At 60.4% G+C, this 12,994-nt stretch carries 14 protein-coding genes; 11 read left to right on the top strand and 3 right to left on the bottom strand.

Annotated features, from left to right (window positions below; all coding sequences use genetic code 11):
- Window positions 1-133 precede the first annotated feature (133 nt).
- From rplQ to WAO69_RS11525, 11 genes are all read left to right on the top strand, one after another.
- Window positions 134-562, top strand: coding sequence for a 50S ribosomal protein L17 (gene rplQ, locus WAO69_RS11575; RefSeq protein ID WP_422179221.1), 429 nt, complete (start codon window positions 134-136; stop codon window positions 560-562).
- Between the two features lie 223 nt (window positions 563-785).
- Window positions 786-2,168: a trypsin-like peptidase domain-containing protein gene (locus WAO69_RS11570; protein ID WP_422179219.1), complete on the top strand. Its 1,383-nt coding sequence runs from the start codon at window positions 786-788 to the stop codon at window positions 2,166-2,168.
- A gap of 3 nt (window positions 2,169-2,171) precedes the next feature.
- Entirely contained in the window at window positions 2,172-3,479 is a 1,308-nt protein-coding gene (locus WAO69_RS11565; RefSeq protein ID WP_422179217.1) for a replication-associated recombination protein A, read from the top strand.
- Between the two features lie 31 nt (window positions 3,480-3,510).
- A complete protein-coding gene (crcB, locus tag WAO69_RS11560) occupies window positions 3,511-3,891 on the top strand; it encodes a fluoride efflux transporter CrcB (protein WP_422179215.1) in 381 nt (126 codons plus the stop codon).
- The gene (locus WAO69_RS11555) at window positions 3,888-4,934 is read left to right on the top strand and encodes an RluA family pseudouridine synthase (RefSeq protein WP_422179212.1); all 1,047 of its coding nucleotides are present in this window, start codon (window positions 3,888-3,890) and stop codon (window positions 4,932-4,934) included. The genes crcB and WAO69_RS11555 overlap by 4 nt, the downstream gene beginning before the upstream one ends.
- Window positions 4,931-5,614 carry an HAD-IA family hydrolase gene (locus WAO69_RS11550; RefSeq protein WP_422179210.1) on the top strand — a complete coding sequence of 228 codons (684 nt, stop codon included), beginning with the start codon at window positions 4,931-4,933 and terminating at the stop codon, window positions 5,612-5,614. The genes WAO69_RS11555 and WAO69_RS11550 overlap by 4 nt, the downstream gene beginning before the upstream one ends.
- Window positions 5,611-6,315 (top strand): ATP12 family chaperone protein, encoded by a 705-nt coding sequence (locus WAO69_RS11545; protein WP_422179208.1) that lies wholly within the window; start codon window positions 5,611-5,613, stop codon window positions 6,313-6,315. The genes WAO69_RS11550 and WAO69_RS11545 overlap by 4 nt, the downstream gene beginning before the upstream one ends.
- Before the next feature lie 228 nt (window positions 6,316-6,543).
- The gene (locus WAO69_RS11540; protein ID WP_422179205.1) at window positions 6,544-7,560 is read left to right on the top strand and encodes an amino acid ABC transporter substrate-binding protein; all 1,017 of its coding nucleotides are present in this window, start codon (window positions 6,544-6,546) and stop codon (window positions 7,558-7,560) included.
- Between the two features lie 130 nt (window positions 7,561-7,690).
- Window positions 7,691-8,905, top strand: coding sequence for an amino acid ABC transporter permease (locus WAO69_RS11535; RefSeq protein ID WP_422179203.1), 1,215 nt, complete (start codon window positions 7,691-7,693; stop codon window positions 8,903-8,905).
- A 1-nt stretch (window position 8,906) separates the two neighbouring features.
- Entirely contained in the window at window positions 8,907-10,202 is a 1,296-nt protein-coding gene (locus tag WAO69_RS11530) for an amino acid ABC transporter permease (protein ID WP_422179201.1), read from the top strand.
- Window positions 10,203-10,214: 12 nt separating this feature from the next.
- The gene (locus WAO69_RS11525) at window positions 10,215-10,982 is read left to right on the top strand and encodes an amino acid ABC transporter ATP-binding protein (RefSeq protein ID WP_422179199.1); all 768 of its coding nucleotides are present in this window, start codon (window positions 10,215-10,217) and stop codon (window positions 10,980-10,982) included.
- A gap of 72 nt (window positions 10,983-11,054) precedes the next feature.
- Here the strand turns inward: WAO69_RS11525 and WAO69_RS11520 are convergent, their stop codons facing one another.
- The 3 genes from WAO69_RS11520 to WAO69_RS11510 are packed head-to-tail and all read right to left on the bottom strand — an operon-like array spanning window position 11,055 to window position 12,990.
- Entirely contained in the window at window positions 11,055-11,549 is a 495-nt protein-coding gene (locus tag WAO69_RS11520; RefSeq protein ID WP_422179197.1) for a SixA phosphatase family protein, read from the bottom strand.
- Window positions 11,546-12,199, bottom strand: coding sequence for a ferredoxin (locus tag WAO69_RS11515; RefSeq protein WP_422179195.1), 654 nt, complete (start codon window positions 12,197-12,199; stop codon window positions 11,546-11,548). The genes WAO69_RS11520 and WAO69_RS11515 overlap by 4 nt, the downstream gene beginning before the upstream one ends.
- Window positions 12,196-12,990, bottom strand: a complete 795-nt coding sequence (locus tag WAO69_RS11510; RefSeq protein ID WP_422179193.1) for a sterol desaturase family protein — start codon at window positions 12,988-12,990, stop codon at window positions 12,196-12,198. Before WAO69_RS11510 ends, WAO69_RS11515 begins: the two co-directional genes overlap by 4 nt.
- Between the last annotated feature and the right edge of the window lie 4 nt (window positions 12,991-12,994).

Below are 12,994 nucleotides of genomic sequence, written 5' to 3'. Positions count from 1 at the left end.
ACAGGGTGTGTACGTGTTGTGTACGCCCTGTGCATACCCCAATCGGGCACCACCGCCCCAAGGAGAGCAGCTGACACGCATCGGCTGCCGGACAAAGCAAAACCGCCCGTAGAGGGCAATAGGAGATAAGAAAATGCGTCACGCACGTGGTTACCGCCGCCTCAATCGTACTCATGAACACCGCAAGGCGCTGTTCTCGAACATGGCCGGCTCGCTCATCGAACATGAGCAGATCAAGACAACTCTGCCCAAGGCAAAAGAACTGCGCCCGATCATCGAAAAGATGATCACGCTGGCCAAGCGCGGCGACCTGCACGCGCGCCGTCAGGCAGCCTCGAAACTCAAGGAAGATCAGTACGTTACGAAACTCTTCGACGTGCTTGGTCCACGCTACAAGGACCGCCAGGGCGGCTATGTCCGCGTGCTCAAGGCCGGGTTCCGCTATGGCGACATGGCGCCCATGGCCATCATCGAATTCGTCGACCGCGACGTTGATGCCAAAGGGGCGGCCGACAAGGCCCGCCACGCCGCCGCCCAGGAGATGGGCGCAGAGGCAGAATAAGACCGGCCACCGGACCAAGTCATTGAAACCCCGTCAGAAATGGCGGGGTTTTTCTTTGTTCCAACGCAAACCCGCCGCCCCGCTCAGCTGATCATTCTTCTTGCCGCAAATACGGCGGGGGAGCGCGCAGCGCGCGGGCAGAGCCCCCGAAATGCGCCACGCTTGCATTCTGCCCGCACCCTCCGCATATCCTCAACCACCGATCGCCAACAGAAAGCCCGACATGCTGCGCGCCCTCATCTTCGTCGTTGTCCTGCTCTTTCCCGCCCTGTCTTGGGCCGAAACCCGCGTGCCGCAAAGCCAGGCCGAGATCTCCATCGGCTTTGCCCCACTGGTCAGGCAAGCCGCCCCGGCCGTGGTCAACATCTATGCCAGGATCGTGCGCCCCGGCCGCGCCAGCCCGTTTCAGGGCGATCCGTTTTTCGAGGAGTTTTTCCGCGGCTTCGGCTCCACCCAGCCGCGCGTCCAAAATTCGCTTGGGTCTGGCGTGATCCTGTCAAGGGACGGGATTGTCGTGTCCAATTTTCACGTGGTCGGGCAGGCTACGGATATCCGCGTCGTGCTTTCGGATCGACGGGAATACTCCGCCCGGGTCCTCCTGGGGGACCAGGAAAGCGACCTTGCCATCCTGCAGCTCGAAGGGGGGCAGGACCTGCCCTACCTGTCTTTGCGCGACAGCGACCGCGTCGAAGTGGGAGAGCTGGTTCTCGCCATCGGCAACCCTTTCGGTGTGGGCCAGACGGTGTCTTCGGGCATCATCTCGGGCCTTGCGCGCTCGGGGGCGGCCTCGGGAACGGGCCGGGGCTATTTCATCCAGACCGACGCGCCGATCAATCCCGGCAATTCGGGCGGTGCGCTGATCGATATGAACGGAGATCTGATCGGCATCAACACCTCGATCCTCAGCCGTTCGGGCGGCTCCAACGGCATCGGCTTTGCGATTCCGGCAAATCTGGTGGCGCAATTCGTCAAACAGGCCGCCCTGGGTTCAGACAGCTTTCAGCGCCCATGGGCCGGCATGGCCGGTCAACCGGTCGATGCGGATCTGGCGGCCTCGCTGGGTCTGGGGCTGCCGCAGGGCATCCTGATTTCCGACCTGCATGCGCTCAGCCCCTTTGCCCTAGCCGGTTTTCAGGTCGGCGACGTGATTACGCATGTCGACGGGCGCGAGGTGAATTCCCCGTCCGAGATGGTGTTCCGGATGTCTGTCGCGGGTCTTGATGCCACGGCCCGGGTCACCCGTCTGCGCATGGGCGAGGTTGGTGATATCGACGTGAGAATGATCGTCGCGCCGGATGATCCACCCAGCGATCCACGCCGCCTGGGAGAAGATACGGTGCTGCCCGGCCTTGCGATTGCGCGGGTCAACCCCGCGGTCATGGCGCGCTACAACCTGCCGCTGTCGGCGCAGGGCGTTGTCGTGATTGATCTGGGCCAGTTCGGTGCCCGGATCGGTCTGCGTCAGGGTGATGTGGTTCTGGCCATCAATGACACCCGGATCGAGGCACCGCGCGACACCGAACGCGCGCTGACACGGCCGGGGCGCAGCGTGCGGATCGAGGTCCTGCGCCAGGGCCAGCGCGTCTCGCTGCGGTTCCGGACCTGAGCCATGGATCTCTTCGATCAGACCCCGCCCCCAGATGGGCCAGAACCGTCTCGCCCGCTGGCGGACAGGTTGAGACCGGGAACTCTGGGCGAGGTCATCGGACAGGATCATATCCTTGGCCCGGAAGCCCCCATGGGCGTGATGCTGGCCTCGGGGTCTCTGGGGTCCTTGATCCTCTGGGGACCGCCCGGCGTGGGCAAGACGACCATTGCGCGGCTTCTGGCAGATGAAACCGATCTGCATTTCGTTCAGATCAGTGCGATCTTCACCGGGGTGCCGGATCTCAGGAAGGTGTTCGAGGCTGCCCGCCTGCGACGTCGTCAGGGGCAGGGGACCTTGTTGTTTGTCGATGAGATCCACCGCTTCAACAAGGCCCAGCAGGACGGGTTCCTGCCTCATATGGAGGATGGCACGATCCTTCTGGTCGGAGCCACGACCGAGAACCCATCGTTTGAATTGAACGCCGCCGTGCTGAGCCGGGCGCAGGTCATGGTTCTGGAACGTCTGACGCTGGCGCATCTGGAACTGATGACCCAGCGCGCCGAACGCGAATTGGGCCGCAAGCTGCCTCTGACGCCGCAGGCCCGCGATGCGCTGCAAGAGATGGCCGACGGGGATGGCCGCGCTCTGCTCAACATGATCGAACAGGTGGCTGCATGGGCCGTGGACAGCCCTTTGGATACAGATGCGCTGACCACCCGTCTGATGCGACGGGCGGCGCTTTATGACAAGTCGGGGGATGCGCATTACAACCTGATTTCGGCGCTGCACAAATCGGTGCGCGGTTCTGATCCTGATGCCGCGCTCTACTGGCTGGCGCGCATGTTGCAGGGCGGCGAAGACCCCCGCTATCTGGCGCGCCGCATCACCCGGATGGCGGTCGAGGATATCGGCCTCGCTGATCCGCAGGCCCAGCGTGTCTGTCTGGACGCCTGGCAAACCTATGAGCGTCTGGGGTCTCCCGAAGGCGAATTGGCGCTGGCGCAGGCCGTGGCGTATCTGGCGCTCGCACCCAAGTCCAACGCGGCCTATGTCGGCTACAAGGCGGCCATGAAGCTGGCCAAACAGACCGGCAGCACACCGCCGCCCAAACATATCCTGAATGCACCGACGGCGATGATGAAGGAGCAGGGCTATGGCGCGGGATATGATTACGACCACGACGCCGAGGACGGCTTTTCCGGCCAGAACTATTTCCCCGACGGGGTAAAGCGCCCGGTGCTGTATCAACCGGTTGAACGCGGCTTTGAGCGCGAGCTGAAGAAGCGGCTGGATTACTTTGCCAAGCTTCGCACCAAGCGCGAAACTTGACACGGACGGGCCAAAGCGCGACAGACCGCGCATGTTCATGACAGTTCTTCAGGTGGCCATCGGTGGCGCAATCGGCGCGGCCCTGCGATTCCTCGCAGGTGTCTGGGTCTTGCGCGTCTTCGGGATGCAGGCGATCCCTCTTGGTGTGCTTGGTATCAATATCCTCGGCTCGTTCCTGATGGGGGTGTTTGTCGTCTTTGCCGCACAGCGCGGATTGACCCATCTGAATCCGTTGATTGCGACCGGCATTCTGGGTGGTTTTACCACGTTCTCGGCGTTTTCGCTTGAGACAGTGGATCTGATTGAACGCGGAGATATCGGGCTTGCCGGCTTGTATGTCGGCCTTTCGGTGGTCTGTTCCGTGGTTGGTTTAATGCTGGGCCTTTGGCTGGCACGAGGGGTCTTGGCATGAGTTATTCGGTTCAGCTTGTCACGGTGGGTGAAGGCGAGGGGGATCAGCGTCTGGATCGCTGGCTCAAGCGCCGCTATCCCCAGCTGGGTCAGGGGGGCATCGAAAAGATGTGCCGCAAGGGTGAGCTGCGCGTGAATGGCGGGCGGGTCAAAGCTTCGACCCGTCTGGAAGAGGGGCAGGAGGTGCGCGTGCCGCCACTCCCGACAGGTGACACCAAGCCGGAACATACGAAATCAAAGGTCTCGGCCGCGGACGCCAGGATGATTCAGGCCACGGTGATCTATCGCGATGACCACATTATCGCTCTGAACAAACCGCCGGGCCTGCCGGTACAGGGCGGCAGCGGGCAAACACGCCATGTGGATGGTCTGGCCGAAGCGCTGTGCTTTGGCCTGGATGAAAAACCCCGGCTTGTGCATCGCCTGGACAAGGACACATCCGGCGTTCTGGTTCTGGCGCGCACCCGGCAGGTCGCGGCCGATTTGACCGCGGCTTTCCGCCATCGTGAGACCCGCAAGATTTACTGGGCACTGGTGGCCGGTGTGCCCACGCCCTACCTGGGTGAGATCAAGACCGGGTTGCTCAAGGCACCCGGCCACGGATCCAAGGGCGAGGGCGAAAAGATGATCGCCATCCACCCCCGTGATATCGACAGCACCCCGGGGGCCAAGCGGTCGCGCACGCTCTATGCCACGCTCTATCGGGTGGGGAGCCGCGCCGCATGGGTCGCGCTTGAACCTGTGACGGGGCGGACGCACCAACTGCGCGTCCATATGGCCGAGATGGGCCATCCGATTGCAGGCGATGGAAAATACGGTGGGTCGAGCCAGGAAAATCTGGGCGATGGCTGGGGCGCGCAGGTCGGTGGCATCATCAGCAAGAAGCTGCATCTGCATGCCCGCACCCTGAGCTTCGAGCATCCGGTGACCCGCAAGACGCTCACCATAACCGCGCCCTTGCCTGAACATATGAAAGAAAGTTGGGAGACATTTGGCTGGACCGAAGATCTGGCCAAGGACGATCCCTTCGAAGAGCTGCAATGAGCGCAGACCTGCGCCTCATTATCTTTGATGTCGACGGAACGCTGGTGGATAGCCAGGGCGATATCACGGCGTCGATGATATTGGCCTTCGAATCAGTTGGCCTGACCGCACCGGATCGCGGCCGGATTCTTTCGATCGTCGGCCTGTCCTTGCCGCGCGCCATGGCAGAGCTGGCACCAGAGGCGGATGTGGCCACGCAGCACGCCATGGTGCAGGCTTATAAGGACAGCTATGCGCATCTGCGCGCGACCGCAGGATCGCAGGCGTCATCCCCCCTTTATCCCGGAGCGCGCCAGGTGTTGGAGGGGTTGGCGAGCGTGCCGGACAACCTTTTGGGTGTGGCGACCGGCAAGTCCCAGCGCGGGCTGGATGCACTGATTTCCGGGCATGGGCTTGAGGGGATGTTCCTGACGCGGCAATGTGCGGATCATCACCCCTCTAAACCGCATCCTTCGATGATCCTGCGTGCAATGGACGAGATGGGCGTGACCCCGGCGCAAACGGTGATGATCGGTGATACCAGCTTTGATATGGAGATGGCGCGCGCCGCCGGCGTCTTTGCGCTTGGCGTGAGTTGGGGGTATCACGGCCGCGAAAAACTGACTGCGGCGCAGCGGATTGTCGATGAGATGAGCGCCTTGCCGCGCGCCCTTGATGAGATCTGGAGAGTTGTCCGATGAGCGAATGGGCCCTCAAACGCTTTTGGAAAAGCGCAACCGCGCAGGAAACACCGGATGGTTTCGCTGTGCTGCTGGATGGCCGCCCGGTCAAGACGCCTGCAAAGGCCACCCTTACGGTGCCCACATTGGCCATGGGAGAGGCGATTGCCGCCGAGTGGGATGCGCAGGAAGCCCTGGTGAACCCGATCAACATGCCCTTCACCCGCAGCGCAAATGCCGCAATCGACAAGGTCGCGATCCAGCATGCCGAAGTGGCTCAGATGCTGGCGGACTATGGCGACGCGGATCTGCTTTGCTACCGCGCGGATGCCCCAGAGGAGTTGATCGCGCGACAACGCGAGATTTGGGACCCGGCTCTGGACTGGGCGGCCGATGCACTGGGTGCACGGCTTGAAACACGCACCGGAGTGATTCACGCCCCCCAGAATGCTGAAAGTTTGAGCACCCTCTCGCGACGGGTTCATGCGCTGGACCATTTCCGGCTGGCGGCCTTCCATGATCTTGTCAGTCTGAGCGGTTCTCTGGTGCTTGGATTTGCCGCTGCCGAAAACTGGCGCGACCCCGATACCCTTTGGAATATGTCCCGACTGGACGATCTCTGGCAGGAAGAACAGTGGGGCCGCGATGACGAAGCCCATGACATGGCCGAGATCAAACGGGCCGCTTTTGTGCATGCCAAGGCGTTTTTTGACTGCTGCTAGGTTGCCGAATTGCTGCTGAGTCCTTACTTTACCAGATGTTAACTGGACTAATGCCTGAATTTTGATCACGCCGGTCTTGACCTTTGTGGATGGATTTGGGCACACTCAGGACCACTTAAAGCTTGACCACCAAAAAAGAGGGCAATCCGTCTTTTGTCAGTAATTCTGGTTAAAAGGGAACCGGGTTAACTGTCCTCGAATGGGATAGAAAATTAGGAAGAGGTAGCTATGAACAAATCAGTACTCTTTGGCGCACTCACGATTGCCGGTCTGGCAGCCGGTGCTGCCGCAGCGGGAACGCTGGATGACGTGAAAGAACGCGGCAAACTGAACTGCGGCGTGACAACCGGGCTGGTGGGCTTTGCCGCTCCGGACGCGAATGGCGAATGGAACGGCTTTGACGTTGCTGTCTGCCGCGCCGTTGCCGCCGCTGCGTTGGGTGACCCCACGGCTGTCGAATTCGTCCCCACAACCGGTAAGACACGTTTTACCGCTCTGGCCTCTGGCGAGATCGACATGCTGGCGCGTAACACCACATGGACCTTCAGCCGCGACGTCGACCTGAAGTTCGAATTCGTCGGTATCAACTACTATGACGGTCAGGGCTTCATGGTTCCCAAGGAACTGGGCGTGTCCTCGGCCAAGGAACTCGATGGTGCCACGGTTTGCATTCAGACCGGTACAACGACCGAGCTGAACCTGGCGGATTTCTTCCGTGCCAACAACATCAGCTACGAGCCTGTGCCAATCGAAACCAACGCTGAAGCACAGCAGCAATATCTTGCTGGTGCCTGTGACGTGTATACAACCGACGCATCCGGTCTGGCCGCAACACGCGCCACATTCGAAGCACCCGGCGATCACGTTCTGCTGCCGGAAATCATCTCGAAAGAGCCGCTGGGCCCGCTGGTCCGTCACGGCGACAACGAATGGGCTGACATTGTCCGCTGGACTCTGAACGCGCTGATCACTGCAGAAGAGCTGGGCGTGACCTCGGCAAACATCGCCGAGCTGTCAAGCGGCACCAACAACCCTGAAATCAACCGTCTGCTGGGTACCGAAGGTACTCTGGGCGAGATGCTGGGTCTGGACGCCGAGTGGGCCAAGCGCGCGATCATGGTCAATGGCAACTATGGTGAAATCTTCGCTCAGAACATCGGTGAAAGCACACCGATCGGTCTGGCGCGCGGTCTGAACGCGCAGTGGACAGATGGTGGTCTGCTCTACTCGCCGCCGTTCCGCTAAGAACACAACTTCGGAAGGGCGCAGAGACATCTCTGCGCCCTTCCACATTATAAGGGAGCGATCCGGAACCCGGGCAACATAGCCCAACTTGATCAACAGCCGGACGCAGGACAGACAGGGGACCACCCAAATGACAAGCGTCACGGACCCTCCACAGGGGTCGTTCAAGCTGTCGATGCTGCTCAACGACACGCGGTATCGGTCATACACATTTCAGTTCATTGCGCTTCTTCTGTTGATAGGGGCATTTGCCTATCTGGGCAGCAACCTTGCGCAGAACCTCGCAGATGCCGGGCTCAATATCTCCTATGCATTCCTTGGTGAGCCTGCCGGTTACGACATCAACCAGCGCCTCATAGAATACGACAGCCAGTCAACCCATTGGCGCGCGACGATCGTCGGCGTGCTCAACACGCTGCTGGTGGCCGTCCTGGCCTGTGTCTCTGCAACCATCCTTGGCGTCATCGCCGGGGTGCTGCGCCTGTCCAACAACTGGCTGATATCGAAACTGATGTCGGTCTATGTCGAGGCATTCCGCAACGTGCCGGTGCTGATCTGGATCATCATTATCTTCACCATCATGACTGCCGTCCTGCCCTCCCCGCGCGAGTTCCGGGGCGATGATGCGACCGCGTCCATGGTGCTGGATGCCTTCGCCTTTACCAATCGCGGCGTTTACACGCCCGGGCCAGTATTCGGACCCGGCTCGTTGGTGGTCATACTGACGTTTCTGGCCTCGATTGTCGGGGTGATCTGGTATCGCCGCTATACGACAAAGCTGCTGTATGACACCGGCAAACTGCTGCCGCGCGGCTGGCCGTCGCTGGTGATCCTGTTTGTCCCCTCCATCGTTGTCTTCTTCATCATGGGGCGTCCAATCACATTGGACTACCCGTCGTTGCAGGGCTTCAACTTTCAGGGCGGCATCACGATCCGCGGCTCTCTGATCGCGCTGTGGTTCGCTCTGGCGATCTATACCGGGGCCTTCATCGCGGAAAACGTGCGCGCCGGTATTCAGGCGATCTCGAAGGGGCAGACCGAAGCGGCGGCCTCGCTGGGACTGCGCCCCAACCGGGTCATGAACCTTGTCATTCTGCCCCAGGCGCTGCGGGTGATCATTCCGCCGCTGATTTCCCAGTATCTCAACATCACCAAGAACAGCTCACTTGCGATTGCTGTGGGCTATATGGACATCACCGGCACCCTGGGCGGCATTACCCTGAACCAGACCGGCCGCGCGATTGAATCCGTGCTGTTGCTGATGCTGTTCTACCTGGTGATCAGCCTGAGCATCTCGGCTGTCATGAACGTCTATAACCAGGCTGTAAGCCTGAAGGAGCGCTGATATGTCGGATACGCAATCACACTCCGTTTCTTTCGTGCGTGAAACCACGATCCCCCAGCAAGCGCCGCCTGCGGTCGAGACCGGGGCGATCAAATGGGTGCGCGAGAATCTGTTCAACGGTGTTGCGGGCTCGATCCTGACACTGTTGTCGATCTTTGTGATCTACAAGATACTGGTTGGCACCGTGCCGTGGCTTGTGAACGGTGTCTGGGACACCGATAACATCCGCGAATGTCGCGAAGTGCTGGAAGGTGCAACGGGAGGCTGTTTCTCGGTCATCACGGAGCGCTGGAACCAGCTCCTGTTCGGGATCGCCTATCCAAGCGATCAATACTGGCGTCCGACGCTGGCCTTTGTGCTCTTGATCGTAGCGCTTTTGCCGGTGCTTTTCATGACCCTGCCGCGCGCGCTTTTGATTGTGACTGGTCTTTATCCCTTCCTGGCCTTCTGGCTGATCTGGGGGGGCACGATCATGGTGCCGATCATGGCCATGGTGGGCTTTGGCATCGGTTATCTGGTCTATCGGCGCTTTGTGGTCGACAGCTTTGCCATGGGCTTTTTCGGAGGTGTCCTTGCCGCCCTGATCGCCTGGTGGGTTGGCGGTTTCCTCAGCGGTGCCATGTCGGGTTTTCTTGCTCTGGAAGCGGTGCCCTCACGGGATATGGGTGGCTTTATGCTGAACATGATCCTGGGTGTGGTCTGCGTATCCCTGTCGCTGCCCCTGGGCATCGTTCTGGCGCTGGGTCGGCAAAGCTCCATGCCGATCATCAAATGGATTTGCGTGATCTTCATCGAGTTCATCCGGGGCGTGCCTCTGATCACTTTGTTGTTCGTGGCGAACGTGGTTCTGGCCTATTTCCTGCCGCCGGGAACCAACTTTGACCTGATCCTGCGGGTGATCATCATGATCACCATGTTCGCAGCCGCCTATATCGCCGAAGTGATCCGGGGCGGCCTTGCGGCCTTGCCACGGGGGCAATACGAAGCGGCGGACAGTCTTGGTCTGGATTATGCGCAGGCGATGCGCCTGATCATCCTGCCCCAGGCGCTGAAGATCTCGATCCCCGGAATCGTGAATGTGGCCGTGGGTCTGTTCAAGGATACCACGCTGGTGTCGGTCATTTCGATGTTCGACCTGGTTGGCATGATCCGCGGGCCGATCTTGGCTTCGACCGACTGGAATGGCGTCTACTGGGAACTTTGGGGCTTTGCGTCTCTTTTGTTCTTCGTCGTCTGCTACGGCATTTCTCAATACTCGCAATGGCTGGAACGCCAGCTTGCGACCGACCACCGATAAGGAGTCGCCAATATGACTGACAACGCTCAAATGAAAGTCTCGGATGAGGTCGCGATCTCGATTGAGGCCATGAACAAGTGGTATGGCACCTTCCATGTGCTGCGCGACATTGACCTGACAGTGTATCGTGGCGAAAGGATCGTGATCTGTGGCCCTTCCGGTTCGGGTAAATCCACGCTGATCCGCTGCATCAACGCGCTGGAAGAACATCAGGCCGGCAAGATCACGGTGGATGGTACGATCCTGTCGTCGGATGTGAAAAACATCGACCGGATCCGCTCGGAAGTGGGGATGTGCTTTCAACACTTCAACCTGTTCCCGCATCTGACGATTCTTGAGAACTGCACGCTTGCTCCGATCTGGGTGCGCAAGACACCCAAGAAGGAAGCTGAAGAAACGGCGATGCACTTCCTCAGGAAGGTGAAGATCCCCGAACAGGCCGACAAGTATCCCGGCCAGTTGTCCGGCGGTCAGCAACAGCGTGTGGCGATTGCCCGTTCGCTTTGCATGCGCCCGCGCATCATGTTGTTTGACGAACCCACATCGGCGCTTGACCCCGAGATGATCGCCGAAGTGCTGGATACCATGATCGAACTGGCCGAAGAGGGCATGACCATGCTTTGTGTGACCCATGAAATGGGCTTTGCGCGCAAGGTGGCCAACCGGGTGATCTTCATGGATGAAGGGCAGATCGTGGAACAGAACGAACCCGAAGCGTTCTTCAACAACCCGCAGTCGCCGCGCACACAGTTGTTCCTGAGCCAGATTCTGGGTCACTGAAGGTCGGCCCGGGGCAATGCCCCTCGGTATCGTGCCAATCACAGGAAAGGGCGGGGTTTCCCCCGCCTTTTTCTATTCCGTCAGCTCGCGCGGAGTGATGAACTGCAGCACCCGCCCGGTATGGGGGCGCACATCCGTCCACCTTTGTGCATCGAACTCGGCCACCAGTGTAGCGCCCGTGGGATAATCCCAGAACCGTTCATGATCGGGTGGTGTTGAAACGATACGTTCGCCAAATTCCGCGATCCCCGGATTGTGGCCCAGCATCAATACCCGCTGTCCGCTGGCTTCGGACAAAACCGTCCACATTTGCGCCGGTCCGGCGTGATAGAGGGCACTGGTGAACCTGGGGCGCAGATCCAGCGCCAGCCCTTCAAAGGTTTGCCGGGTGCGGATGGAGGATGATGAAATCACCTCATCCGGCACCAGCTCATTGGCCCGAAGCCAGTCGCCAAGGGCGCGCGCCGATCTCTGGCCGCGCGCGTTCAGCACACGGTCATGGTCGGGAACAAGGGGGTCGTCCCAACTGGATTTGGCATGGCGCATCAGGATGAGGGTCAGTGTCATGGTTTCAAGAAGCTTTCCATGTGATGTGCTGACTGTGCAGGCAATCGCCCAAAGTTTTGTGACACCGGACAGGCCCGCCGCGCCGCACAGCCCTGGGACATGCAACCGGCACTGTCTGTGCCTGTAATATGCGACTTGCACCCGGGGACGTCATAGCCCTGAGGCGTGAGCGCACCAACAGGGCAGGCGGTGAGACAGGGACGCCCGGCGCAGCTTTCACAGGGGTTGGCCGGGTTGGAGGGCAGGTCGATACGCCGGGGCAGGGCGAGCGCTCCGCGAAACGACACGAACAGCCCTGCGCGGTCATGCACAAGAAGCAGCACGGGTGATGCATGGATGCGCCCGGTGCGCGTGGCCCAGCGGAAGAACGGCTTGTGAGGCGGGCCGCCAAACGGAAACAGCGCCTGCGCTCCGATATCGCCGGCCCACTCTCCGATGACGCGGGCGGACCAACGGTCGATCGGGTCCGGGCGTTTGTCCTGCCACTCCGGGCTGGAAAGGACAGCAGGCCAGAAACCCGGCTCGTCCGGCCCCAGCATCACGACGCTGCGCGTGCCTTCGGGTAAATCCTTGTCATCGGTTGCGTGAAACGCACCCAGAACGCTCAGATGGCGCGCACGGGCACCGTCACAGATCGCGTCATAGCTCATTTGCGCCGGAACGGCAGGGCAAGGCTCCAGCCCAAGGCGCTTGGGCGATCGTCCTGCCATTCAAGGCCCACGGTCATGTCGTCATGCCCCTTGGCCGGTTGAGCGATATAGGTGCGAAAGGCCCGGTCCCATATCGACAGCGCAAAGCCATAGTTGCTGTCATGCTCATGGCGATGCACCGAATGGTGAACCCGGTGCATGTCGGGGGTGACCAGCACCATGCGCAAGGCCCGGTCCAAGGCCAGAGGCAGACGGATATTGGCATGGTTGAACATGGCCGTGCCATTGAGCAGGATCTCGAAGACAATCACCGCCAGTGCGGCAGGCCCCAGCAGATAGACCAGACCGATCTTCAGGATCATCGACAGAGCGATTTCTACCGGGTGGAACCGGATGGCGGTAGTGACGTCCATATCGCGATCTGCATGATGCACGCGGTGCAACCGCCACAGAAGCGGGACCTTGTGCGTGATCAGATGTTGCAGCCAGATCGCGAAATCAAGGATCAGCACAGCCAGCAGAAACTCGACCCATAGCGGCCATTCAACGATGTTGAACAGGCCCCAGCCATTGTTGGCGGCGTCCATCGCCGCTCCGACCGCCAAAAGAGGCAGGCCGATTGCCAACACGCGTAGCGCCAGCGTGTTCACAAGGGTGATCGACCAGTTGGTCAGCCACCGATGCCTGCGCGGTTGCACGCGCGCACGGCAGGGTACGAGCGTTTCGGCCAGTGCAAAAAGGCTGAACAGACCAAGGAAGATACCAAGACGAATGATGGTTTCGTGTTCCATGGGT

It is taken from the genome of Aestuariivita sp. (assembly GCF_049276915.1).
Lineage (GTDB): Bacteria > Pseudomonadota > Alphaproteobacteria > Rhodobacterales > Rhodobacteraceae > Aestuariivita.
This window is presented reverse-complemented; position numbering and strand designations above follow the sequence as displayed.

Bases quoted from the DNA above. Each gene is read 5' to 3' on its own strand.
- rplQ (WP_422179221.1), top strand. From the start codon at position 134: ATGCGTCACGCACGTGGTTACCGCCGCCTCAATCGTACTCATGAACAC.
- WAO69_RS11570 (WP_422179219.1), top strand. From the start codon at position 786: ATGCTGCGCGCCCTCATCTTCGTCGTTGTCCTGCTCTTTCCCGCCCTG.
- WAO69_RS11565 (WP_422179217.1), top strand. From the start codon at position 2,172: ATGGATCTCTTCGATCAGACCCCGCCCCCAGATGGGCCAGAACCGTCT.
- crcB (WP_422179215.1), top strand. From the start codon at position 3,511: ATGTTCATGACAGTTCTTCAGGTGGCCATCGGTGGCGCAATCGGCGCG.
- WAO69_RS11555 (WP_422179212.1), top strand. From the start codon at position 3,888: ATGAGTTATTCGGTTCAGCTTGTCACGGTGGGTGAAGGCGAGGGGGAT.
- WAO69_RS11550 (WP_422179210.1), top strand. From the start codon at position 4,931: ATGAGCGCAGACCTGCGCCTCATTATCTTTGATGTCGACGGAACGCTG.
- WAO69_RS11545 (WP_422179208.1), top strand. From the start codon at position 5,611: ATGAGCGAATGGGCCCTCAAACGCTTTTGGAAAAGCGCAACCGCGCAG.
- WAO69_RS11540 (WP_422179205.1), top strand. From the start codon at position 6,544: ATGAACAAATCAGTACTCTTTGGCGCACTCACGATTGCCGGTCTGGCA.
- WAO69_RS11535 (WP_422179203.1), top strand. From the start codon at position 7,691: ATGACAAGCGTCACGGACCCTCCACAGGGGTCGTTCAAGCTGTCGATG.
- WAO69_RS11530 (WP_422179201.1), top strand. From the start codon at position 8,907: ATGTCGGATACGCAATCACACTCCGTTTCTTTCGTGCGTGAAACCACG.
- WAO69_RS11525 (WP_422179199.1), top strand. From the start codon at position 10,215: ATGACTGACAACGCTCAAATGAAAGTCTCGGATGAGGTCGCGATCTCG.
- WAO69_RS11520 (WP_422179197.1), bottom strand. From the start codon at position 11,549: ATGACACTGACCCTCATCCTGATGCGCCATGCCAAATCCAGTTGGGAC.
- WAO69_RS11515 (WP_422179195.1), bottom strand. From the start codon at position 12,199: ATGAGCTATGACGCGATCTGTGACGGTGCCCGTGCGCGCCATCTGAGC.
- WAO69_RS11510 (WP_422179193.1), bottom strand. From the start codon at position 12,990: ATGGAACACGAAACCATCATTCGTCTTGGTATCTTCCTTGGTCTGTTC.